The organism is Streptacidiphilus albus JL83 (assembly GCF_000744705.1).
In the GTDB taxonomy this organism is placed as follows: domain Bacteria; phylum Actinomycetota; class Actinomycetes; order Streptomycetales; family Streptomycetaceae; genus Streptacidiphilus; species Streptacidiphilus albus.
On the sequence record NZ_JQML01000001.1, the window covers coordinates 7,687,956 to 7,710,628 of the forward strand.

General features: G+C 72.3%; 15 protein-coding genes. 9 read left to right on the plus strand and 6 right to left on the minus strand.

The genetic code is table 11. From position 1 onward, the window contains the following. Positions 1-89: 89 nt before the first annotated feature. Both BS75_RS33385 and BS75_RS33390 read right to left on the minus strand, forming a co-directional pair. Positions 90-476, minus strand: a complete 387-nt coding sequence (locus BS75_RS33385; protein WP_034090892.1) for a nuclear transport factor 2 family protein — start codon at positions 474-476, stop codon at positions 90-92. An 80-nt stretch (positions 477-556) separates the two neighbouring features. After that, positions 557-1,312 (minus strand): alpha/beta fold hydrolase, encoded by a 756-nt coding sequence (locus tag BS75_RS33390; protein ID WP_034090893.1) that lies wholly within the window; start codon positions 1,310-1,312, stop codon positions 557-559. Between the two features lie 328 nt (positions 1,313-1,640). On the opposite strand from BS75_RS33390, the gene BS75_RS33395 reads away from it, so the two are divergent. Next, positions 1,641-4,103 carry a family 20 glycosylhydrolase gene (locus tag BS75_RS33395; RefSeq protein WP_152645923.1) on the plus strand — a complete coding sequence of 821 codons (2,463 nt, stop codon included), beginning with the start codon at positions 1,641-1,643 and terminating at the stop codon, positions 4,101-4,103. A gap of 186 nt (positions 4,104-4,289) precedes the next feature. Here the strand turns inward: BS75_RS33395 and BS75_RS33400 are convergent, their stop codons facing one another. Together BS75_RS33400 and BS75_RS33405 are read right to left on the minus strand one after the other, a co-directional pair. After that, on the minus strand, positions 4,290-4,901 hold the full coding sequence (locus BS75_RS33400) for a neprosin family prolyl endopeptidase (protein WP_052070021.1): 612 nt from the start codon (positions 4,899-4,901) through the stop codon (positions 4,290-4,292). A gap of 310 nt (positions 4,902-5,211) precedes the next feature. Next, a complete protein-coding gene (locus BS75_RS33405; RefSeq protein ID WP_231607967.1) occupies positions 5,212-5,952 on the minus strand; it encodes a neprosin family prolyl endopeptidase in 741 nt (246 codons plus the stop codon). A 215-nt stretch (positions 5,953-6,167) separates the two neighbouring features. On the opposite strand from BS75_RS33405, the gene BS75_RS33410 reads away from it, so the two are divergent. After that, entirely contained in the window at positions 6,168-7,577 is a 1,410-nt protein-coding gene (locus BS75_RS33410) for a helix-turn-helix domain-containing protein (protein ID WP_063771503.1), read from the plus strand. A 449-nt stretch (positions 7,578-8,026) separates the two neighbouring features. Continuing rightward, on the plus strand, positions 8,027-12,064 hold the full coding sequence (locus BS75_RS45125) for a glycoside hydrolase family 3 C-terminal domain-containing protein (RefSeq protein WP_081982878.1): 4,038 nt from the start codon (positions 8,027-8,029) through the stop codon (positions 12,062-12,064). Between the two features lie 94 nt (positions 12,065-12,158). Here the strand turns inward: BS75_RS45125 and BS75_RS33420 are convergent, their stop codons facing one another. After that, positions 12,159-13,580, minus strand: a complete 1,422-nt coding sequence (locus BS75_RS33420; protein ID WP_034094292.1) for an aminopeptidase P family protein — start codon at positions 13,578-13,580, stop codon at positions 12,159-12,161. Positions 13,581-13,759: 179 nt separating this feature from the next. Between BS75_RS33420 and BS75_RS33425 the strand changes: the two genes are divergently transcribed. From BS75_RS33425 to BS75_RS33450, 6 genes are all read left to right on the plus strand, one after another. Beyond that, on the plus strand, positions 13,760-15,022 hold the full coding sequence (locus BS75_RS33425) for an NAD(P)/FAD-dependent oxidoreductase (protein WP_081982879.1): 1,263 nt from the start codon (positions 13,760-13,762) through the stop codon (positions 15,020-15,022). After that, the gene (locus tag BS75_RS33430; RefSeq protein ID WP_034090895.1) at positions 15,019-15,333 is read left to right on the plus strand and encodes a (2Fe-2S)-binding protein; all 315 of its coding nucleotides are present in this window, start codon (positions 15,019-15,021) and stop codon (positions 15,331-15,333) included. The genes BS75_RS33425 and BS75_RS33430 overlap by 4 nt, the downstream gene beginning before the upstream one ends. Then, positions 15,314-16,855, plus strand: a complete 1,542-nt coding sequence (locus BS75_RS33435; RefSeq protein WP_081982881.1) for an NAD(P)/FAD-dependent oxidoreductase — start codon at positions 15,314-15,316, stop codon at positions 16,853-16,855. Before BS75_RS33430 ends, BS75_RS33435 begins: the two co-directional genes overlap by 20 nt. A gap of 110 nt (positions 16,856-16,965) precedes the next feature. After that, a complete protein-coding gene (locus BS75_RS33440; RefSeq protein ID WP_034090896.1) occupies positions 16,966-17,877 on the plus strand; it encodes a dihydrodipicolinate synthase family protein in 912 nt (303 codons plus the stop codon). Positions 17,878-17,991: 114 nt separating this feature from the next. Beyond that, on the plus strand, positions 17,992-18,993 hold the full coding sequence (locus BS75_RS33445) for a proline racemase family protein (protein ID WP_034090897.1): 1,002 nt from the start codon (positions 17,992-17,994) through the stop codon (positions 18,991-18,993). Positions 18,994-19,054: 61 nt separating this feature from the next. Further along, complete coding sequence (locus tag BS75_RS33450) at positions 19,055-19,735, plus strand: GntR family transcriptional regulator (protein WP_042438336.1); 681 nt, start codon at positions 19,055-19,057, stop codon at positions 19,733-19,735. Between the two features lie 292 nt (positions 19,736-20,027). Here the strand turns inward: BS75_RS33450 and BS75_RS33455 are convergent, their stop codons facing one another. Next, positions 20,028-22,538, minus strand: a complete 2,511-nt coding sequence (locus BS75_RS33455; RefSeq protein WP_042438339.1) for a peptidoglycan recognition protein family protein — start codon at positions 22,536-22,538, stop codon at positions 20,028-20,030. Positions 22,539-22,673: the final 135 nt, after the last annotated feature.

Sequence of the window (22,673 nt, forward strand, 5' to 3'; positions counted from 1 at the left end):
TCACGGTTCCGTGCGCGGGGATGTCCATGTGGGAGGAGTGCTCGGAATCGCCGCCCCCCGGGGGGCGGCGCGTGCCCGTCCGGGGCTGGTCAGTTCTCCAGGGCGCGGGCCATCGGCAGGGTGTCCGAGGTCTGCTGGAGTCGGGCGATCTTCCCGTCGCGCAGGGTGAAGAAGTGGGCGAACCTGGACGTCGTCGCGTTGCCGCTGCGGGTGGTCCCGAGGTAGCGGCCGAGGGTGATGACGTGGTCCCCGTCCTCGAAGAACTCGTCGGCCACGGCGCGGAACTCGCTGAATTCGCCGAAGAAGGGGAAGAAGTCGTCGATGATGCTGTCCAGGCCGTCGTAGACGCCCCCGCGAGGGAAGCTTTCGACCACGTCCCACTGCGCATCGGCGGCCACCACCGACCTGATGACCTCCAGGTCCCCCTTGGCGTCGTAGAACCGGCGCACGATTGCGACTTGGGGTGAGTCGGACATTCGGATTCCTCCGTCACGGATGGGTGATCACGGCCGCAAGCACGATATTCCAGGTGCCGGCGGGCCGGTGTCCGAAACGCTCAATCGCGCAGGAAGGATTCCAGCGCGGTGGCGAACGCGACCGGGATCTCGTACATGGGGTAGTGGCCGGAGTTGGACAGGACCTCCAACTCCGCGTCGGGGTAGTGCGTCAGCCAGGTGGCCCGCATCACCGGGGCGGAGAGGGAGGGGTCGTGCTCGCCGACGAAGACCTTCACCGGCAGTCGGCTGCCGGCCACCTTGGCGGCGAAGTCCGACGTGCTCCAGTCGGTCAGGTAGGAGGCGAAGGCCTCCTTCCGGGAGCCGGTCACGGACCGCTCGGTCATCTGGTCGAGCCAGACCGCGTTGGCCCGGTTGCCGGTCACCAGGTCGAGAATCGCCCGCCGGTTGGCCGGGCGCTCGGCGGCGCCGTGAAACAGGTCGTGGGCGTCGCCGTCCAGCGGGAACGCCGAGGCGGGAACCGGTGCGACGCCGACCAGTCGGCGCACCCGCCCCGGCGCCTCGGCCAGCACCAGCTGCGCCGCCTTGCCGCCCATCGAGTGCCCGACCAAGGAGAACTCCTCCCAGCCGAGTTGGTCGGCCAGCGCCAGTACGTCCCGGGCGATCTCCGCCAGCGTGTACTCGCCGGCGACCTCCCTCCGCAGGCCGTACCCCCGGTAGTCGAGGAAGGCGTAGGAGAACGTGTCGGTGTCCAGGTAGTCCAGGAAGGAGCCCCAGTCCGCGCTGGTGCCGAACCAGTCGTGGAGCATGATGACCCGCTGGGAACCGGTCCCGATGGTGCGGTGATCGACCGTCATGGTGGCTTTCCTCCAAGGGTGGTGGAGATGGTGCGACTGCAGACGTTCCCGCGCCGGGCCGGAGGCAAACGAGCCCGCCCGGGACGAGGTGCGTCGGGGCCGGTCGACGGATCTAGGCGGCGGGCCCGGGTGATGTTGATATGTACATTACTGCCGCATCCTATGGACCCTTCATGCCCCCATCCGTATGATCCTGCTCGAAGTCGATGAAAAACATCAAAAATGAGCAGAGCCCTGCTCGCCGACTGCACCGTGCGCCTTCGCCGCTCTCAGCCGCCGCCGAAATCTCGGCCTTCGCGGTCCACGCGATTGTGATGACGGAGGATCCATGTACGTTCCCCATCCGCCCGGCGCCTCAGGACCCGCCCGCCGCCGCCTCGCGACCATGCTCGCCGTGGCGCTGGCGATGCTCGGACTTGCCGTGCTGACCAGTGGTCAGAGTGCGCACGCCGCCGCCGCGCAGGCGACACCGTCGGGCTCGATGAGCGACATCGTCCCGCTTCCCGCGGTGCTCCAGCCGAACACTGCGGCCTCGTACCAGATCACGTCCGCCACGGTGATCTACACGGACGCCGGTTCATCGGCCGCGAACCAGGTCGGCCAGTACCTCGCCGGAATCCTGGACCCCTCGACGGGCTACGCCCTGCCGGTGACGCCGACCAGCGCCGCGCCGACCGGCGGGATCGCGCTGCTGCTCTCCGGGGCGCCCGGCTCCGTCGGGGCACAGGGGTACGAGCTGGACGTGACCGACACTGGCGTGGTCATCCGCGCCGAGCAGCCGGCGGGCCTGTTCGCCGGGGTCGAGACGCTGCGTCAGATCCTGCCCGCGCAGGTCGAAGCGTCGACCGTGCAGCCGGGGCCGTGGACGGTTCCCGGGGGCCACGTCCTCGACTATCCGCGACTGGCCTACCGCGGCGCGATGCTCGATGTGTCCCGGCACTTCTTCACCGTCGCCCAGGTCGAGCAGTACATCGACCAGCTCGCCCTCTACAAGATCAACTATCTGCACCTGCATCTGAGCGACGACCAGGGCTGGCGAATAGCGATCAACGGCTGGCCGAACCTGACCACCACCGGCGCGTCCACCGAGGCCGGCGGCGGTCCTGGCGGCTACTACACCCAGGCGCAGTACCAGCAGATCGTCGCCTACGCGCAGTCGCGGTACATCACGATCGTGCCCGAGATCGACATGCCGGGGCACTTCACCGCCGCCCTGGCCTCGTACGGCGAGCTCAACTGCAGCGGCGTGGTGCCCGCGGTGGACACCAGCACCGGCACCATCGGCAACTCCCTGTGCACCACCGCGCCGGTCGCCAGGACCTTCATCGACGACGTGGTCGGCCAGCTCGCCGCGATCACCCCCGGGCCCTACATCGACCTCGGCGGCGACGAGTCCGTCGGGGTCAGCGCCGCGAACTACGCGACCTTCATGACCTGGGCCCAGCAGGACGTGGTCAAGTACGGCAAGATCCCGTTCGGTTGGGACGCGATCACCGGGTCGACGCTGGAGCCCTCCACCGTCGCCGAGTACTGGGGGGCGACCGGCGCCGCGCAGATGGCGACCGCCGCCGCGAACGGCACCCGAATCATCATGGCTCCCGCGTCGAGCGCCTACATCGACCAGAAGTACACGAACAGCAGCATCATCGGCCTCAGTTGGGCCGGCAACATCGACATGGAGACCGCCTACGGCTGGGACCCGGCGACCTACCTGGCCGGCGTTCCCGCCTCCGCGATCTACGGCATCGAAGCCCCGCTGTGGGCCGAGACGGTCGACACCCTGCAGGACATCGACTACCAGGCCTTCCCCCGGATCACCGCCTACGCCGAACTCGGCTGGTCGCCGGAGGCCGTGACCGGCGCGAGCGGCGCGTATGCGAACTTCGCCGACCGCGTGGCCGCGCAGGGCCCTCGCTGGGACGTCATGGGCATCACCTACGAGCACTCCACCGAGATCCCCTGGCAGGACGGGCCCACGGGACCGTCCGGACCCGTCGTCTCCCAGGAGAACGACACCTGCCTCGACACCGGCACCGCGACCAACCCCGACGGCGACGGCGCGCTGCTCGCCCAGATCGACAGCTGCTCCCCGGGCGCGGCCGGGCAGCGGTGGACCGCGGCCACCAACGGCACGCTGACCCTGGGCGGCCAGTGCCTGGACGTCACCGGAGGCTCGACGGCCGCAGGCACCCCGGTCGAGCTGTGGGCCTGCGACGGCGGGGCGAGCCAGCAGTGGCAGACCGACGGCGGCCAACTGCTCAACCCGCAGTCCGGCCTCTGCCTGACGGTGTCGACCGGCACGGACGCGCCGGGAAGCACACTGTCCGTCAACACCTGCGCCAACTCCAGGGCGCAGTGGTTCACCCTTCCCGCCGGAGCCGGCGGCGCCGGGCCGACCGGGCCGGTCGGCTCCGGTATCACCGGCATGTGCCTCGACGCCTCGGGCGGGAACTCGGTCAACCTGACCCCCGCCGACCTCTACGCCTGCAACGGCTCGACCGCGCAGCAGTGGTCGCTGGAGTCGGACGGCACCATCCGCACGCTCGGCATGTGCCTCGACGTCTACGGCGGCGGCCGTACCAGCGGCACCAAGGTCGAGCTCTACAGCTGTGAGAGCGGTGACGGCTCCCAGCAGTGGCGGTGGTCGAGCAACGGAACCTATGGCGAGTCGCTCACCAATCCGCAGTCGGGACTCTGCCTCGACGATCCCGGAGCCACCACGACCCAGGGCACCCAGTTGCAGATCTACTCCTGCAACGGAACCCTCGCCCAGGTCTGGCGACTGCCCTGACCTCCGTCGACCGACGACCCCTGGAGCACTGGGGTGACGAACCGGCGTGCGACGGGTCGCTCGTTCGGAGGGCGGAACCCCCGGGGTGACCGGGCGTGGTGCTGGATGGGCGGAAGCATCGGCGGTGGTCTCCCACCCTGTTGGGGGTGGTCCGCCGATGCCTCCGGGGAGGGGCCCGGGGTCAGCTCAGTGGCACGAGCCCTTCCCCGGGCCGCCGAGCTGGAAGGAGGTCGGGGTGACCCTGCCGAAGTTGTAGTGGTCGGGGCTGGTCGCCTTCACGGTGAGGTCCGGGGCGTCGGTGCTCCCGTACAGGTGGAAGCCGGCGATCCAGGACGACCCGCGGCTGCTGCCGAAGCGGCCGTCGCCCATCTGCGTGCAGGACGGCACGTCCGTGGCGTTCTCGGCGACCTCGCCGAAGGCGGTGACCATCTGGGCGCTGGTGTAGCTGCCGTTCCACAGCGACCCGGGGAAGTAGCCCACCTTGGCGTCGTTGTAGTAGATCCACCAGTCCCCGTGCACCAGCCGGATGGAGAACTCGGCCGAGCGCCCGGTGGGCAGCCGCATGCCGGGCACGATCCGCTTCGACACCTGGACGAAGCCGCAGCCGTTGTAGCAGGACTCCTGGCCGTTCACCCAGTGGTAGACGAACAGGTGCGGCTTGTAGTCGCCGTTGGTCTCCGGGTCCACCGTCCAGCCGACCTCCACGGTCGAGGTCTGGTCCGCGTTCTGCAGCGCCAGTTCCTGGAGCGAGTGCTCGTCGGCCTGCGTGTGGTCGACCACCGGGTCCGCGATCTCCATGCGGATGCTCGCGCCGGTCGCGGTGGTGGTCTGGCGTCCGTAGACGTAGTCGAAGCAGGACCCGTACCAGCAGGTCGGGTTGTCCGTCCCGGTGGCCGCCGCGACCGACGGGGGAGCGCTGGGGCGACCGGGCCGGCGGCCTGGGCGGGCTGCCCGGACAGCAGCGCCAGCATGGTGGTGGCGGCCAGCAGGCCGCCCGCGAGTGACGTACGTATGTGCATGGGTGCTCCTTGCTCAGGGGGTGGATCGGAGGGTGGGTCAGGGGGTGGGTCAGGGGGTGGAAAGGGCGCGTCCGTGGAGGGACGGCGGGTCAGCAGGCCCCGCCGGGGCCGCCGAGTTGGAAGGAGGTCGCGGTCGCGCTGCCGGCGTCGTACTCCCCGGGGTCGGTGGCGGAGACCGAGAGTGAGGGAGCGTCGGCGGACCCGAACAGCTGGAAGTCGGCGATCCAGGAGGAGCCGGAGCCGCTGCCGAAGCGGCCGTCGCCCATCTGCGTGCAGCTGGTCGGGTCGGTGGCGGCGACTTCGCCGAAGGCGGTGACCAGCTGCGCGCTGGTGTAGGAGCCGCCCCACAGCGAGCCGGGAAAGTAGCCCACGGCTTGGCTGTTGTAGTAGATCCACCAGTTGCCGCCGGAGTACAGGACGGCGTACTCGGCCGCGACGCCGGAGGTGACCGCCATCCCGGGCCGCACCGAGGTGGACACCTGGACGAAGCCGCAGCCGTTGTAGCAGGACTCCTGGCCGTCCACCCAGTGGTAGACGAACAGGTGCGGCTTCGAGTCGCCGTTCGTCCCTGGATCGACCGTCCAGCCGACCTCCACGGTTGAGGTCTGGTCCGCGTTCTGCAGCGCCAGTTCCTGGAGCGAGTGGCCTCCGGGCTGGGCGCCGTCCAGCGTGGGGGTGGCTTGGAGCATCGTGACCGAGGCACCGGTCGCGGTGGTCGTCTGGCTGCCGGCGACATAGCTGAAGCAGGAGCCGTACCAGCAGGTCGCCGCCTGCGCGGCAGGTGCCGGCAGGGCAGTCGCCGATATGACGCCCGCGGCGACTGCCGCCACGGTCACGAGTCTTCGCAAGAACACGGTTGACCCCCTTCTCGTTCATCCGTCGACGAGCAGCGCCGCGGATGTAAGTGAGCAAGTAAGTTCACTTATGCGAGTGCTTAAGTTAGGGCCCCCGGCGGCCTGCGGCAAGGCTTTCTGAAGGATCGTCTGTGATAGGACTGGGAGCTCCGCGTCGGTCGGTCGGCGCCAGACGCAGGAGGTGGGCACCAATGCCGGCGGGAAGCGAGGGTGCGGTGCAGCGCGGGAACGCGGACGGCGCGGCGCAGCGCGGGGATGCCAAGGAGGTCGGTTCCCGCATCCAACGGCTGCGGACAGAACGTGGACTGACTCAGCGTCAGCTCGCTGAGCCGGAGTACACCGCCGCGTACGTCTCCACCGTCGAGGCGGGCAAGGTCCGCGCCTCCGACACGGCCCTGCGCTATCTCGCGGGCAGGTTGGGCACCAGCTACGAGCAGTTGGCCCTGGGCCTGCCGGCCGGCCTGCGCACCGAGCTCCGCCAAGGGCTCGCCGAGGCGATCGGGTTGCTGGACGGTGGATCCAACGGGCAGGCCGAACCTCTGCTCGGCGACCTGCTCCAGCAGGCCGAGCGGTACGGGCTGGCCGACCTGGAGTCCGAGCTGCGGGTGGCGCTCGGCACCAGTCTGCTGCGCCGGGGGGACCTGGCGCAGGGCCGGGCGCAGTTCGAGCAGGCCCAGGCACTGCTCGCGGACGAGCCATTGCCCCGACGGGTGAGTGCGATCCGGGGGCAGGCCATCGCCCACCATCTGGAAGGCGACGTGCGTTACGCCTGCTACCTGCTGGAAAAGACGATCAACGAGCTCAACGGCGGCGGCCTGCCCGACCCGGCGGCGCTGCTGCTGCTCTACACCTCGATCATCACCCCGTACATGGACATGGGCGCGTACGAGCGGGCGGCCAAGGCCGCCGAACTCGCGCTGGACCTGGCGCCCCAGGTGCCCGACCCGGTGGCGGTGGCCGGACTGCACCGCTCGGTGGCCCGCACCCTGGCCGCGCGCGGCCAGTTCGATCAGGCCGAGGAGTACCTGATCAAGGCTCAGGGCGTCTACCAGCAGTGGGAGATCCGCGCCGAGCTGGCGCAGTGCCACTGGATGCGCGGCTACCTGCACACCCAGCACGGACGGCTGGCGGAGGCCGAGGACGAGCTGCGGACCGCGCTGGACATGCTGCGCGCCACCGGGGCCGTGTTCCATGCGGTGCAGGTCGAGGTCGAGTTGGCCGACGTCCGCTGGCGGCGCGGCCACGGCGCGGACGCCGAGCAGCTGCTCACCACGCTGCTGGCAAGCCTGGGCCCGGGCCACGGCACGGTGCACGCTGCCGCTGCGCACCGGCTGCTGGGTCTGATCCACGAGCAGCGCGGGGACGTCGCGGAGGCCGAGGACCACTACCGGGCCGCCATCCCGCTCCAGGAGGGGGCCGACGCGGCCGGCGACCTGGCCGACACCTCACGCCTGCTCGGCGACCTGCTGAACCTCCAGGGGCGCACCCAGGAGGCCATCGAGGCCTACCGTCGAGGCCTGGTCCGGCTCGCACGCCCCGGCACCACGACCCTCGGCCCGGCCATCACTCCGCCGCCCGTCAGCACCCGCCGCAAGGACTGAGCCGGTCCACGCGGCTTCGGCCCGGGTGAATCCCGTCGGCCGTCGGCCGACGGCCGTCGCGTGCGGGCCGTCGGGTGCGGACCGGCTCCGGTCGATCGGGACCGCGTGCCATGACGCCCGCCGGGGTCCCGGCGCCCGCGAAGCACGCATCCGTTTCAGATGCTTGACATGTTCGGGGCCTTGCCCCCAACCTCTCTCTAGAGAGCGCTCTCCCAGACTGACGAGGCGTCATTCGGCATGCTGAAATGCCGTTCTGCGGCATTTCTGCTCCGCCCTGCCCCGCCGCCCCCCGCACCACCGACAAGCCGTTGCGGACCTCTGTGGCTCCGGTCCGCGTCCAGCCGCCCCCGGTCGAGCCGGGCGCGCGGGCGCGAGCGGGGCGCGGACGTTCGCCGTCGGATTCCGGCCTCGGCCGCTTCGGTCCACCCACCGAACTGAAGGGAACGTCCATGCCTCTCCCGCCCCCGCTGCTGCCAAGGCCTGCACGCCGCAGACCGGGCCTGCCGCACCGCAGGCCGGTGTTCCGCGCGCTGCTCGCGGTCGCGTCACTGCTGTGCGCCCTGTCCCTGGCGACCGCGCACAGCTCGGCCTACGCCGCCGGCAGCGCCGCCTTCGGCGGCACTCCGGCCGCCGTCCCCGGTCCGGTCCAGGCCGCGAACTACGACACCGGCGGCCAGGGCGTGGCGTACAGCGTCACCTCCGCCAACGGCACTGCCAACAGCTACCGCGCCGACGGCGTCGACCTGGAGACCACCGCGGACACGCAGGGCACCGGCCCGGCCGGCGGTGGCTACGACCTGGGCTGGACCACGCCGGGGCAGTGGTTCGACTACACGGTGAACGTGGCGACCGCCGGGATCTACACGGTGAGTCTGCGGGTGTCCTCGCCGTACGGGATCACCGACGCGCTGCACCTGGCGAACTCCTCGGGCACCAACCTCAGCGGCTCGGTGGCGGTGCCGAACACCGGCGGCTACGAGACCTGGACCACCGTCGCCGCCAGCGTCACCCTGCCCGCCGGGGTGCAGACGCTGACGGTCGATCAGGACTCCAACGGCTGGAACTTCCACAACATGGTCTTCGCGCTCAGCTCGGCCGGCGGCTCCGGCGGGTCGAGCGGTGACCGGCCCTTCGGCGGTACCCCGGCCGCCGTGCCGGGCACGCTCCAGGTCGCCAACTACGACACCGGCGGCCAGGGCGTGGCCTACAGCGTCAGCTCCAGCAACGGCACCGCCAACAGCTATCGCTCGGACGGCGTCGACCTGGAGTCCACCGCGGACACACTGGACACCACGGCCGCGGGCGGCGGCTACGACCTGGGGTGGACCACACCCGGGCAGTGGTTCGACTACACCGTGAACGTGGCGACCGCCGGGATCTACACGGTGAGTCTGCGGGTGGCCTCCCCGTACGGGATCAGCGACGCGCTGCACATAGCCAATGCCTCGGGCGCCAACCTCAGCGGCTCGGTCTCCGTTCCCAACACCGGCGGCTACGAGACCTGGAGCACCGTCACCGCCAGTGTCGCCCTGCCCGCCGGGGTACAGACGCTGACGGTCGACCAGGACTCCAACGGCTGGAACTTCCACTACCTCGCCTTCACCCAGGGCTCGGGCGGCGGCGGCACCGGGGGCGGCGGTACCGGCGGCGGTACCGGTCCGACCGAGTACTGCGGCACCCAGGACCTGGCGTTGGACCAGCCGACCACGGCCTCCTCCACCCAGGACGCCACCGACTACCCGGCGGCCGACGCCACCGACGGCGACCCCGGCACCCGCTGGTCGAGCGCGTCCAGCGACCCGCAGTGGCTGGAGGTCGACCTCGGCTCCCAGCAGCAGATCTGCAATGTGGGCATCCTCTGGGAGGACGCGTACGCCACGGCCTTCCAGGTGCAGGTGTCCAACGACAACTCCACCTGGACCACGGTCTACTCCACCACGACCGGCACCGGCGGCAACCAGTCCTTCCCGGTCTCGGTGACCGCCCGCTACGTCCGGATGTACGGCACCGCGCGGGGCACCCAGTTCGGCTACTCGATCTTCGAGTTCGACGTCTACGGCCTCACCACCGTGGCCCCGGTCACCGGCGGCAACGGCAACGGCGGCAACGGGGTCTGTCCCTGGGTGGGCTCCACCGCGCCGGTCGCCCAGCGGGTCCAGCAGGTGCTGAACACCATGGACCAGTCGGAGGAGCTCAGCCTGGTCGCCGGTGACGGCGGCTCGTCCTACATCGGCCAGATCCCCGGGGTCCCCGACCTGTGCATCCCGCCGACCAACATGGAGGACGGCCCGAACGGCGTCGGTGACGGCGCCGGCGGCGTGACCGCCTTCCCGGACGGCGAGAACGCCGCCGCGACCTGGGACCCGACGCTGATCCAGCAGGAGGGTTCGGCGATCGGGAACGAGTTCGCCGGCAAGGGCGTGAACGTCTCGCTCGGGCCGACGACCAACCTGGTGCGCGACCCGCGCTGGGGCCGGACTTACGAGACCTACGGCGAGGACCCGTACCTGGCCGGACAGATCACCTCGGCCGAGGTCGACGGTCTGCAGAGCCAGGGCGTGATGGCCATGGTCAAGCACACCGCGGCCTACGACCAGGAGCAGTACCCCAACGGCGACAGCAACGAGACGGTCAGCCAGCAGGCCCTGGAGGAGCTCTACCTGGCGCCCTTCCAGGCTTCCATCGAGAAGTCCGCACCGGCTGCGATGATGTGCTCCTACGCCGTGGTCAACGGTGACGCCTCCTGCCAGAACGCCGACATCCAGCAGGAGGGACTCGACGGGCAGGCGAACTACGGCGGCTTCATCACCTCGGACTGGGGCGCTGACTACTCCAGCGTCCCGTCGACCGAGGCGGGGATGGACGTGGCGATGCCCTTCTCCGACGCGAGCGCCCTGTCCGCCGCCCTCACGGCCGGCACGCTGAGCCAGGCGACGCTCAACGCCAACGTCGCCCGGGTGCTGACCCAGATGTTCGCCTTCGGGATGTTCGACAACGCCCAGACCGGCTCCCTCACCACCAGTGTCACCTCGGCGGCGCACCAGGAGACCGCGCTGCAGCTCGGCGAGGAGGGCTCGGTCCTGCTCAAGAACAACGGCGTGCTGCCGCTCAACCCGAACGGCAACGAGTCGATCGCGGTGATCGGCACCGACGGCGGCGCCGGAGTGGAGCTGGCCGGCGGCGGCAGCGGCACGGTCACCAGCTCCAACACGATCTGGCCGATCACCGGCATTCAGAACGCGGCCGGCCCGAACGTCAAGGTCACCTACACCCAGGGCGACGACAACGGCACCACCGACATCCCGCAGGCCGTCGCGGCGGCCCAGGCCGCCACCGACGCGATCATCTACGTCAGCGCACCGGAGGGCGAGGAGACCGACCTGACCACGCTCGACCTGTCCAGCACCGACGAGACGATGATCGCGGACGTGGCCGCGGCGAACCCGAACACCGTCGTGGTGCTCAACAGCGGTTCACCGGTGGTCATGCCGTGGCTCAACTCGGTCGCGGGCGTGTTCGAGAACTGGTACGGCGGACAGGAGACCGGCGCCGCGATGGCCGCGCTGATCTTCGGCACCGCCGACCCGTCCGGCAAGCTGCCGGTGACCTTCCCGAGCAGCCTGAGCCAGGTCCCGGCGCAGAGCACCGCGCAGTGGCCGGGCACCTCGACCGGGGTGGACTTCAGCGAGGGGGTGGACATCGGCTACCGCTGGTACCAGTCCCAGAACATCACCCCCGCCTTCCCGTTCGGCTTCGGGCTGTCCTACACCAGGTTCTCCTTCTCCAACCTCGCCGTCGGCGCCTTCGACGCCGACGGCAACGCCACCGCGACCGCGACCGTCACCAACACCGGCTCGGTGGCCGGTGCGGACGTGGCGCAGCTGTACGTCGGGGACCCGGCCGCCAGCCAGGACCCGCCGCAGCAGCTGAGGGGGTTCCAGCGGGTGACGCTGAGTCCCGGGCAGAGTGCGACGGTGACCTTCCCGCTCACCGTGCACGACCTGGCCTCGTGGTCGCCGACGGCCAACCAGTGGGAGGCGCAGGCGGGCACCTACTCGATCAGGGTCGGGGACGCGTCCAGCAGCCTGCCGCTGACCGGTTCGACCAGCCTGGCCCAGACCCTCACCGGGCAGGTCGCGGCGGGTGCCTCGGGTGCGGGGGTGTCCCTGGCCAACACGGCGGTCAGTGCCGGCGTCACCGCGAACTCCGGGGCGCCGGGCGCGGAGACGGTCGGGGTGGTCAACCCCTTCGGCTACAGCAGCCCGAAGGGCGCGGCGGTCTCCTTCCCCGTACAGGCCACCGACTCCGACAGCTCGCAGAGCCTCGCCTTCACCGCGACCGGGCTGCCGCCGGGCATCACCATCGCCTCCAACGGCACCGTCTCCGGCTCCGGCAGCACGCTCGGGACCTACACCGTGACCGTCACCGCGACCGACCCGAGGGGAGTCTCCGGCACGGCCACCTTCGTCTGGTCCGTCGTGCAGTAGTCCCTACTCCCCACCGGACGGTGCCGGTCCTGCCTCGCGGCAGGACCGGCACCGTCCGTCCCGCTTCCCTGCGATCCGAATCGGCCTCGACCGGTCAGCCCCGGACCCGGGCCATCCAGGCCTCCACCTCGTCCGCCGTCCTCGGCAGTGCGGCCGAGAGGTTCTCGCTGCCGTCCTCGGTCACCAGGATGTCGTCCTCGATCCGGACGCCGATGCCGCGGTACTCCTCGGGCACGGTCAGGTCGTCGGCCTGGAAGTAGATGCCCGGTTCGACGGTGAGCACCATCCCGGCCTCCAGCGTGCCGTCGACGTACAGCGCGGTGCGGGCCACGGCGCAGTCGTGGACGTCCAGGCCGAGCATGTGGCCGGTGCCGGCCAGGGTCCAGCGGCGGTGCAGGCCGAGGTCGTAGACCTCGTCCACCGTACGGTCGCCGAGCAGGCCCCAGGAGACCAGGTGCTCGGCCAGGGTCCGCTGGGCGGCGTGGTGGAAGTCCCGGTAGGCCGCGCCGGGCTTGACCGCGGCGATCCCGGCCTCCTGGGCCGCGAACACCGCCTGGTAGACCTTGCGCTGGAGCGGCGTGAACCGGCCGTCGACGGGCATGGTGCGGGTGACGTCGGCGGTGTAGAGGTTGTTGGTCTCCACGCCCGCGTCGAGCAGCAGCAGCTCGCCGGGGCGGGTCTGGCCGGTGTTGCGGACCCAGTGCATGGTCGTGGCGTGCGGCCCCGCCGCGCAGATCGAGGCGTAGCCGACGTCGTTGCCCTCGACCCGTGCCCGGAGGAAGAACGTGCCCTCGATGGAGCGCTCGGAGGTCGGCCGGTCGCTGCCGAGGACGCGGACCACGTCCTCGAAGCCCCGGGCGGTCGCCTCGCAGGCGAAGCGCAGCTCGCCGATCTCGAACTCGTCCTTGACCAGCCGCAGCTCCGAGAGGAGGACCCGGAGCTCCTCGTCGCGGACGGCGTCCGCCGTGCCGTCCAGGGCAGCCTCCAGCGCCGCGTCGTGCCCGCGCAGTATCCGGACCGGGCCGGCGGCCGCGCGCAGCTGTTCGACCAGGGTGCGGACATCGCGGCAGGGCAGCCCGAGCACCTGCTCGTTCTCGGTCAGGCTGTTGCGCCGACCGTCCCAGAGCTCGCCGTGGTAGTCGGTCCAGAACTCGCCGTTCTCGCGGTCGGACCGGGGCCGCAGGAAGGCGAGGGCCCGGTGCCCGCCCTCCGCCACGGGTTCCAGCACGAGCGCGGCGTCCTGGGACTGGTCGCCCGTCAGGTAGGCGTAGTCGGAGGAGGGGCGGAAGGGGTAGTCCGCGTCGTTGGAGCGGACCTTGGGGTTGCCGGAGGGGATCACCAGCAGCTCGCCGGGGAAGCGGGCGGAGAGCGCGGCCCGGCGGCGCGCGGTGTGCGCGGCCTGCGGGAGCGGCTGCAGGTCGTGGCGCTCGGTGTCGGCCCAGCCCTGCCTCATGCTGGCGGCGAGCTCGTCGCTCACTCCCTGGACCAGGCCGTTCTTGCGCGCCGTGCGCTCCAGCGCCGGAGTCCCGGACGCGGGGGCCTCGGCCGCCGGGGCTTCGAACTCGTGGCCCTCGGAGGTGGGTTCGGTCACTGTCTGCTCCTGGATCGATTCGGTCCCGGCTGCCGCCGGGCGTGCTCGCGGCGAGCCCGAGGTGAGCCCTGGTCAAGCTCAATGCTGTGTGACATAGTACAGCTGTGACCGGGAAACGAACATGGGATGTGCTGATTGTCGGTGCGGGAGCGGTGGGTGCTGCGTGCGCCTACTACGCCACCGCCGCCGGGCTCACCGTCGCCGTGGTCGAGCGGGGCCATGTGGCCGGCGGGACCACCGGTGCGGGCGAGGGCAATCTGCTGGTCTCGGACAAACGGCCGGGCCCCGAACTCGACCTCGCGCTGCTCTCCCTGCGGCTCTGGCAGGACCTCGCGGCGGAGCTGCCGGACGTCCTGGAGTACGAGCCCAAGGGCGGACTGGTCGTCGCCCCCACCCCGGACGGCCTGCGCGACCTGCACCGGTTCGCGGAAGGTCAGCAGGCCTGCGGCGTGCAGTGGGAGCCGGTGCCGCCGGAGCGCCTCCGGGAGGCCGAGCCGCACCTCGCCGAGGGGCTCGCGGGCGGGGTGCTCTACCCCCAGGACGCCCAGGTCCAACCAGCCCTCGCCGCCGCCTGGCTGCTCCGCTGCGCCCGCCGCTCCGGCGCCGACCTGTTCCTGGGCACGGAGGTGACCGGCATGCTGCGCGGTCCGGACGGCTCGGTGCGGGGGGTGCGCACCGACCGCGAGGGCGACCTCGCGGCCGGAGCGGTGGTCAATGCCGCCGGGACCTGGGGCGGCCGGATCGCCGAACTCGCCGGGGTGGCCCTGCCGGTACTGCCGAGACGCGGCTTCGTCCTGGTCACCGAGCCGCTGCCGCCGCTGGTCCGGCACAAGGTGTACGCCGCCGACTATGTCGCCGACGTCTCCAGCGGGGCCGCCGACCTCCAGAGCTCGGCCGTGGTCGAGAGCACCGCCGCCGGTCCGGTGCTGGTCGGGGCCAGCCGGGAGCGGGTCGGCTTCGACCGCTCCCCGGCGCCGGCGGTGCTGCGCCGGCTGGCGGCCCAGGCGATTGCGTTGTTCCCGATGCTCGCCGGGGTGCAGGTGATCCGCTCCTACCGGGGCTTCCGTCCCTATCTGCCCGACCACCTGCCGGCGATCGGCCCCGACCCCCGGGCGCCCGGGCTCTACCACGCCTGCGGGCACGAAGGGGCGGGGATCGGCCTGGCCCCCGCGACCGGCCTGACCCTGGCCCGACTGCTGACCGGGCGGCCGACGGAGGTCGACGCCTCGGCCTTCCGCCCGGAGCGCTTCCCCGCCGACGGCCTTCCCGCCGACGGCCTTCCCATCGACGGCGCGCCCGCCGACGGCCTTCCCGCCGACGGCTCCACGCCCGACCGCCCCACGTCTCTCGCCCCGGAGGTCCGGTGACCCGCGATCCGATCCGACTGGTTCGGGCCCTTCCCGAACCCGCCTTCGAGTTCACCTTCGACGGTGCGCCGGTCCCGGCGCTGCCGGGCCAGAGCATCGCAGCCGCGCTGTGGGCCTCCGGACGCCTGAGCTGGCGCCGCACCCGGCAGCAGGGCGCCCCGCGCGGTGCCTTCTGCGGCATGGGCGTGTGCTTCGACTGCCTGGTCGTCGCGGACGGCCGTCCCAATGTCAGGGCCTGTCTCGCCCCGGCCCGCCCCGGCGGCGAGGTCGCCACCCAGGAGGGAGTCGGCCATGCCGAGCAGGCCCACTGAGCAGCCGGCCGCGACAGATCCGGCCACTGTCGACCCGGCCACTGCTGACCCGGCCACGGTCGACCCGGCCACGGTCGACCCGGCCACGGTCGACCCGGCCACGGTCGATCCGGCCACGGTCGACCTGGCCGTGGTCGGGGCCGGCCCGGCCGGGCTGGCCGCCGTGAACGCCGCCGCCGACCTGGGCCTGAGCTGCGTCCTGCTGGACGCCGCGGCGCTGCCCGGCGGCCAGTTCTACCGGCAGCCGGCGCCCGGCCTGCGGGCCGCCCGGCCGCAGGCGCTGCACCACCGCTGGCGGGTCTTCGCGAACCTCCTCGACCGGCTGGCGGCCCACACCGCCTCCGGGGCCGTCGTCCAGCTGGCCGGGCATCACGTCTGGTCGGTGTCCGGTGCGGCCGGGGACTGGCGGTTGGCCGCCGTCGCCGGAGCCGATGCAGCCTCCGGTCGTACCGTCCGGGCCCGCGCGGTGCTCTGCGCGACCGGGTCGCACGAGCGCCAACTCCCCTTCCCCGGCTGGACGCTGCCCGGGGTGGTCGGGGCGGGCGGGGCCCAGGCCATGCTCAAGTCCGGGCTGGTGCTGCCGGGGCGGCGGGTGGTGGTGGCCGGCAGCGGTCCGCTGCTGCTGGCGGTGGCCGCGTCGCTGGCCGAGGCCGGAGCCCGGGTCCCGCTGGTGGTCGAGGCGGCCGGCTACGCGGGCTACGCCCGGCGGCCGGGCGTGCTCGCGGCCAACCCCGGCAAGCTGGCCGAGGGTGCCGCGCACGCCGTCCGGCTGCTGCGGCACGGCGTGGCGGTGCGGACCCGCAGCGCGGTGGTGGCGGTGCACGGAACGGAGCGGGTCGAGGCGGTGACCGTGGCTAGGATCGACCGCGACTGGCGGCCGGTACCCGGCTCCGGACGGCGGATCGCCTGCGATGCGCTGGCGGTCGGTCACGGCCTGCTGCCGCAGCTGGAACTGGCGCTGGAGCTGGGCGCCGCCGTGCGCCCGCTGCCGGACGGCAGCCCGGCGCTGGTGGTGGACGCCGCCCAGCGCACCTCCGTCGCCGGGCTCTGGGCGGCGGGTGAGAGCACCGGCGTCGGGGGAGCGGAACTCGCGCTGATCGAGGGCGAGTTGGCGGCCCGCTCGATCGCCGTGGCGCTGGCCGGAGCGGACCCGGACGAGGGTCCCTCCCGTGGCCGGAGCCTGCTCCGCCGCCGCCGTCGGCTGCGGCAGTTCGCCGAGCTGATGGCCGGGTGCCACCGGCCGGGGGCGGGCTGGTCGGACTGGCTCCCGGACCGGACCGAGGTCTGCCGCTGCGAGGAGGTCACCGCCGGCACCGTCCGGGCGGCGGTCCAGGAGCTGGGGGCGGGGGACGCACGCACCGTCAAACTGCTGACCAGGGCCGGGATGGGCTGGTGCCAGGGGCGGATGTGCGGATCCGCGGTCGCCCGGCTGGCGGGGGCCGCCGAGGACCCGACCGGCCTCCGCCCCCTCTCCTGTCCGCTGCCCATGGGCGTGCTCGCGGCCGACGACGCCGTCCCCTAGCCGTGCGCGCGTCCGCGCGGCCGCACATCGGTCCGTGCCTCCGTGGGCGGACCGGCCCGCGGACCGTTCTCCACCATTGAAATGTCACATACTGCAAGGGAGTTCCCGACATGGTTTCCACCTCCGCCGACAGCCGTACCCGTCCCTGGCGCGGCGTCATGGTCGCCACCGCGCTGCCCTTCCGCGAGGACCGCTCGGTCGATCACGGGGCCTATGCCGCCCACGTCGCCCGGCTGGTCGCCGACGGGTGCGACGGGGTCGTGCCCAACGGCTCGCTGGGCGAGTACCAGACCCTCACCGACCAGGAGCGCGCCCAGGTACTGGAGACCGCGGTCGAGGCGGCCGGAGCCGGGTCGCGGGTGATGGCCGGAGTCGCCGCGTACGGCAGCGCCGAGTCCCGGCGCTGGGCCGAGCAGGCGGCCGGAGCGGGCGCCGGATCGGTGCTGCTGCTGCCGCCCAACGCCTACCGGGCCGACGCCGACGCCGTCCGCGCCCACTACGCGGAGGTCGCCGAGGTCGGCCTCCCCGTCGTCGCCTACAACAACCCGCACGACACCCGGACCGACCTCACCCCCGACCTGCTGTCCCGGCTCTACGCCGACGGCAGCATCGTCGCGGTCAAGGAGTTCAGCGGCGACGTCCGCCGCGCCTACGAGATCGCCGAACTCGCCCCCGGGCTCGACCTGCTGATCGGCGCCGACGACGTGCTGCTGGAGCTGGCCGTGGCCGGCGCGGTCGGCTGGATCGCCGGCTACCCCAACGCCCTGCCCGAGTCCTGCGTCGCGCTCTACCGGGCCGCCGTCGCCCGGGACCTGGACGTCGCCCTCCCGCTCTACCGGGCCCTCCACCCGTTGCTGCGCTGGGACTCCAAGACCGAGTTCGTCCAGGCCATCAAGCTGTCGATGGACCTGGCCGGCAGCCACGGGGGCGGCTGCCGTCCGCCGCGCTCCGCGCTCACCCCGGAGCAGCACGCCGCCGTCACCCGGGCGACCGAGCAGGCCCTGGCCGCGGGCCTGCGCTGACGACGCAGCCCTCCGTCCTCCGAAGCCCGCAGCCCGCAGCCCGCAGCCCGCAGACAGACCGCAGCCCGCAGACACCGACATCTCCGATCCGAAACCAGAAGGGGGCGCAGCCCCTTGCGCAGCAGACTCGTCTACCACGCCGTCGACTCCCACACGGAGGGCATGCCGACCCGGGTGGTCACCGGTGGGATCGGGGTCATCCCCGGTCGGACCATGGCCGACCGCCGGATCTACTTCATGGAGCACCTGGACCGGATCCGCACCCTGCTGATGTACGAGCCGCGCGGGCACAGCGCGATGAGCGGGGCGATCCTGCAGCCGCCGACCCGTCCCGACGCGGACTGGGGAGTGCTGTTCATCGAGGTCTCCGGCTGCCTGCCGATGTGCGGACACGGCACCATCGGTGTGGCCACCGTGCTGGTGGAGACCGGGATGGTGGAGGTGGTGGAGCCGGTCACCACGGTCCGGCTGGACACCCCGGCCGGGCTGGTGACGGTCGACGTCGCGGTCCAGGACGGCGCCGCCCGCTCGGTGACCATGCACAACGTCCCGGCGTTCTGTGAGCGGCTGGACGCGGCGGTCGAGGTCCCCGGTCTGGGCCGGGTCCGCTACGACCTCTCCTACGGCGGCAACTTCTACGCCGTGGTCAGGCTGGAGGAGTTGGGACTGCCGTTCGAGCAGGAGGCCGGGCGCCGGATCCTCGACGCCGGGCTCGCCGTGATGGCGGCGATCAACGACGCCGACGAACCGGTCCACCCGGAGGACGACCGGATCCACGGGGTCCACCACGTCTACCTCGCCGCGCCGGGCTCGGACGCCCGGCACTCGCGGCACGCGATGGCGATCCACCCCGGCTACTTCGACCGCTCGCCCTGCGGTACCGGCACCTCCGCGCGGATGGCCCAGCTCCACGCCCGCGGCGAACTGCCGCTGCACCAGGACTTCCGCAACGACTCCTTCATCGGCTCCACCTTCACCGGGCGGCTGACCGGGACCGCCACGGTCGCCGACCGCCCGGCGGTGCTGCCCACCGTCACCGGCCGGGCCTGGATCACCGGCACCGCCCAGTACCTGCTCGACCCCACCGACCCGTTCCCCGAAGGCTTCCTCCTCTGAGCACCGGTCACCCGGCCCTCGCGCAATGGTGCAGGATGATGTGGCGCAACGAGGAGGAGCCATGAGTATCGAGCCCCCGAGCGGTCTCAACCTGCCGTCCATGAACGAGCGGCGCAGCCTGCGGGAGCTGATCACGCATGAGCTGCGCGCCGCCCTGGTGGCGGGCAGACTGCGGCCCGGGATCGTCTACTCCGCGCCGACGTTGGCGTCCGAGTTCGGTGTCTCGGCCACGCCGGTCCGCGAGGCGATGCTCGACCTGACCAAGGAGGGCCTGGTCGAGGTGGTGCGCAACAAGGGCTTCCGGATCGTCGGCCTCACCGACCAGGACCTGGACGACTTCACCGAGATCCGCGGGCTGATCGAGATCCCGGCGACCGTGCGGGTGGCCGCCGAGGCCACCGCCGAGCAGTTGGAGCCGCTGCGGCCGGTGGCCGCCGAGATCGTCGCGGCGGCCCGGTCCGGCGACCTGATCGCCTACGTCGAGGCGGACCGCCGGTTCCACCTCGGACTGCTGGCCTTCACCGGCAACCGGCACCTGGTCGAGACCGTCGGTGACCTGCGCAAGCGCTCCCGCCTCTACGGCCTCAACCAGTTGGCCGAGGCCGGCCGACTGGTCGCCTCGGCCGAGGAGCACGAGCAGCTGCTGGACCTGATGATCGCCAGGGACCTGCCCGGAGTGGAACAGGCGATCACCCGGCACCTCGGTCACGTGCGCTCGCTCTGGGCGAAGCCGCAGGACTGACCGTCCGACCTGGCCGGGCACGGCTGGGACGCCGAGGGCTGCACCCTGCGCGAGCGCGGCGCCGCCTACGGCCGCTCGATCAGTACCCCGCCCCAGACGGAGGAACGCTCCGGCAGCCTGATCTCGGCCGTACGCCGACCGCACGGCCAGCACGTTGACCGGGCGACGTCGAGAGCACCCGGCCGCTGAGCACTCGCGCGGGGGCACGCCGTGAGCCGGCAGCCCCCGGCGTGGGAACGCCGGTGGGGAGCGCCCTGGTGCGGCGCTCCCCACCGGCGGTGGTGACTCGGGGTCAGTTCAGGGTGGCGATGGCGTCGGCCGTGACCGTGGGGCGGCCGGGGGTGCCGACGACCACGATGGTGATGGTGTGCCTCCCGGAGGCCGCCCAGGACTTGGTCCAGATCGCCTGCCGGTACAGCGTCGTGGCCGACTTCAGGTCGACCAGGGCGACCCGGGCGCCGTCGACGTAGATGTACGCCTGGCCCGACTTGGGAGTGCGGGCGGCGATCCAGGCCACCGACCTTCCGGTGAAGGTCCAGCTGACGGAGGCGCCCTTGGCGCTCGAACTGTACGCGTAGCCGCCCAGGTTGTTGCCGTTGTAGCCCCTTGACCAGCTGCCCTTGCGGGTGGTCGAGGTCTCCTGGACCAGGTTGACGGCGCGGCCCACCCAGGCGGTGGCGGTGTTGCCGGCCGCGTCGGAGGCGCGCAGCCCGAACCAGTCGGTGCGGCCGGGGGTGGTGGCCGTCGCCCAGCTGGTGGTCGTCGGGCCGAAGAGCGTGCCGGCCGGGTCGATGGAGAGCACCGAGGCCAGCGCGTTGTTGTCGGCGGCCCTCCAGCCCAGGACGACCGGCACGGCCGAGTTGCTGACGGTGCCGGTGCGCAGCGCCAGCGCCGGTGCGGTGGTGAAGACCGGCGGGGTGGTGTCACCGACCAGGGCGATCGGCGCGGACGTGGTCCGGGCGCCGGTGAGGTGGGTGGCGACGACGGTGACGATGTGCCGACCCGCACCGACGGTGATGGCGGCGGAGGTCGCCAGGCCGCCGGTGTGCGCGACCGCCTTGCCGTCGACCAGGACGTCGAAGCCGGCGATCACCTGGCCGGGGGTGGCCGTGGTCCAACTGACCGTGGCCGGGCCCCTGGTGTAGAACGCGCTGGCGGACCTGCCCGCGCCGCCGGTGATGTTGGTGATGGCCAGGCCGGTCACCGGCCCTGCGGCGTAGGAGCGGATCGCGGGCAGGTCGTCGTAGAGCTGGTTGCCGGGGCAGTCGGTGGCGAAGCCGTCGCGGTGGCCGGAGACGGCGTGCAGGGTGACCTGCTGGCCGGCCTGGAACTTGTTGCCGCTGCCGGCGTAGGTGCCGCCCTCGGTGAGCACGCCGGTGCCGGTCACCGGGTTGGTCCCGCTCATGCCCAGCTTCCAGGCGGCCAGGTCGGCGATCGCGCCGAGCATCGCCTTGCTCGGCGTCGCGCCCGGGACGCTGCCGTCCTTGGAGTCGCCACCGCTCAGGTCGGTGTAGGTGCCCATGGCGGCGATGCCCATGCTGTTGGTGTTCATGCCGTAGGTCTGCGCACCGACCACCGGCAGGGCCGCACCGCCGAAGCGGCCCTCGAAGATGTCGCCGCACTTGTCGACGAGGAAGTTGTAGCCGATGTCCCGCCAGCCCTCGACCTGGACGTGGTACGCGTAGATGCTGCGCACGATGGCGGGTGACTGCGCGCAGGTGTAGCTGTTGGTGTCGTCCGTGTGGTGGACGAAGACGACCTTGACCGCCGTTCCGTAGTCGGGGTAGCCCGACTCACGGGTGCACTCGTTGGCGCCCCACTGCGCGCGGGTGATGATCGGGGGCGTCGCGATGCTCGACACCGTCTGGACGGGCATCGGGCTGGGGGCGGTCTGCGTCGATGCGGGCGCGGTCGAGGCCGAGCCGCAGGAGGGGTACGCCTGGGCCAGGGTCGGCAGCTGCGTCGGCCAGGGGGCCGCGCTGGTCGACGGCGAGGCCGAGGCGCCGGTCGAGCCGGTGGCGGTCGGGGCGTCCGTCGCGCTGCCGGAGCCGGACGGCGAGGCCGAGGCGGAGGCAGTGGGGGAGTCGGTGGCGCCGTCGCTCGGCGAGTCCGAGGCGGAGGCGCCGGCGCCGTCGCTCGGCGAGACCGCCGGGTCCGCCGAGCCGGAGGCGGACGGGGCCGCCGCCGCGCTGCTGCTCGCCGAGGCGCCGCTGGAGGGGGTGTCGTCCATCGCGTAGCCCACCGGGGCCGTGACGTCGGTGGTGCTCGCGCTGCCCGGGTCCACGAGATCGACCGCGAGCCCGGCGGGGACGGCGGGTATGCCCTTGGTGGACACCACCCGCACCTGGACGCCGTTGGAGGGGCCGACCCAGCGCGGGTCGGTGCCGCCGCGCACGCCCGGGCGCAGGTCGGCGGCGTCCGGGGTGTCGTCGTCCGTGCCGAGGGCCTGCCAGTCGGTCCACTGGCCGCTCTGGGACGACCGGGTGCGGACCTCGACCGTGCCGCCCAGCGTGGCGCTGACGCTGTTCCAGGTGACGCCGAGCGAGCTGAAGGACTTGGTGGAGCGGGCCGGGAGCTCCACGGTGCCGTCGGCGGACCGGCTCAGCGCCAGTGCCTGCACCGAGGTCTTGATCGGACCGGCCGCCTCGGCCCCGGCGGAACCGGATCCCGCGTGCACCAGTACGGCGACGCCCGCCCCGGCGACCAGCACCGCACCGGCCGTCGTCAACGCCCGTGCCTTCAGGCCGCGAGCCTTCGCGGCTCTGTGCCGGCTCCCGCGTCTGTCCTGCTGTTCCTCGTTCATGCCCCTCCTCGGCAGGATGAAAAAACGTTTCACCGGTTCCGTGCCGACTGTGGGGCATGGGTGAGAACCTGGCGTGAAACAGGGGAAGGCTATCCCACCTGCGAAGTCGTCCTTCGGTCGCGTCCCCGCAGAGCG

Excerpts from the sequence above, each read along its gene's own strand:
- BS75_RS33435 (WP_081982881.1), top strand. The coding sequence starts at position 15,314 with ATGCCGAGCAGGCCCACTGAGCAGCCGGCCGCGACAGATCCGGCCACT.
- BS75_RS33390 (WP_034090893.1), bottom strand. The coding sequence starts at position 1,312 with ATGACGGTCGATCACCGCACCATCGGGACCGGTTCCCAGCGGGTCATC.
- BS75_RS33410 (WP_063771503.1), top strand. The coding sequence starts at position 6,168 with ATGCCGGCGGGAAGCGAGGGTGCGGTGCAGCGCGGGAACGCGGACGGC.
- BS75_RS33385 (WP_034090892.1), bottom strand. The coding sequence starts at position 476 with ATGTCCGACTCACCCCAAGTCGCAATCGTGCGCCGGTTCTACGACGCC.
- BS75_RS45125 (WP_081982878.1), top strand. The coding sequence starts at position 8,027 with ATGCCTCTCCCGCCCCCGCTGCTGCCAAGGCCTGCACGCCGCAGACCG.
- BS75_RS33440 (WP_034090896.1), top strand. The coding sequence starts at position 16,966 with ATGGTTTCCACCTCCGCCGACAGCCGTACCCGTCCCTGGCGCGGCGTC.
- BS75_RS33400 (WP_052070021.1), bottom strand. The coding sequence starts at position 4,901 with ATGGAGATCGCGGACCCGGTGGTCGACCACACGCAGGCCGACGAGCAC.
- BS75_RS33395 (WP_152645923.1), top strand. The coding sequence starts at position 1,641 with ATGTACGTTCCCCATCCGCCCGGCGCCTCAGGACCCGCCCGCCGCCGC.
- BS75_RS33455 (WP_042438339.1), bottom strand. The coding sequence starts at position 22,538 with ATGAACGAGGAACAGCAGGACAGACGCGGGAGCCGGCACAGAGCCGCG.
- BS75_RS33450 (WP_042438336.1), top strand. The coding sequence starts at position 19,055 with ATGAGTATCGAGCCCCCGAGCGGTCTCAACCTGCCGTCCATGAACGAG.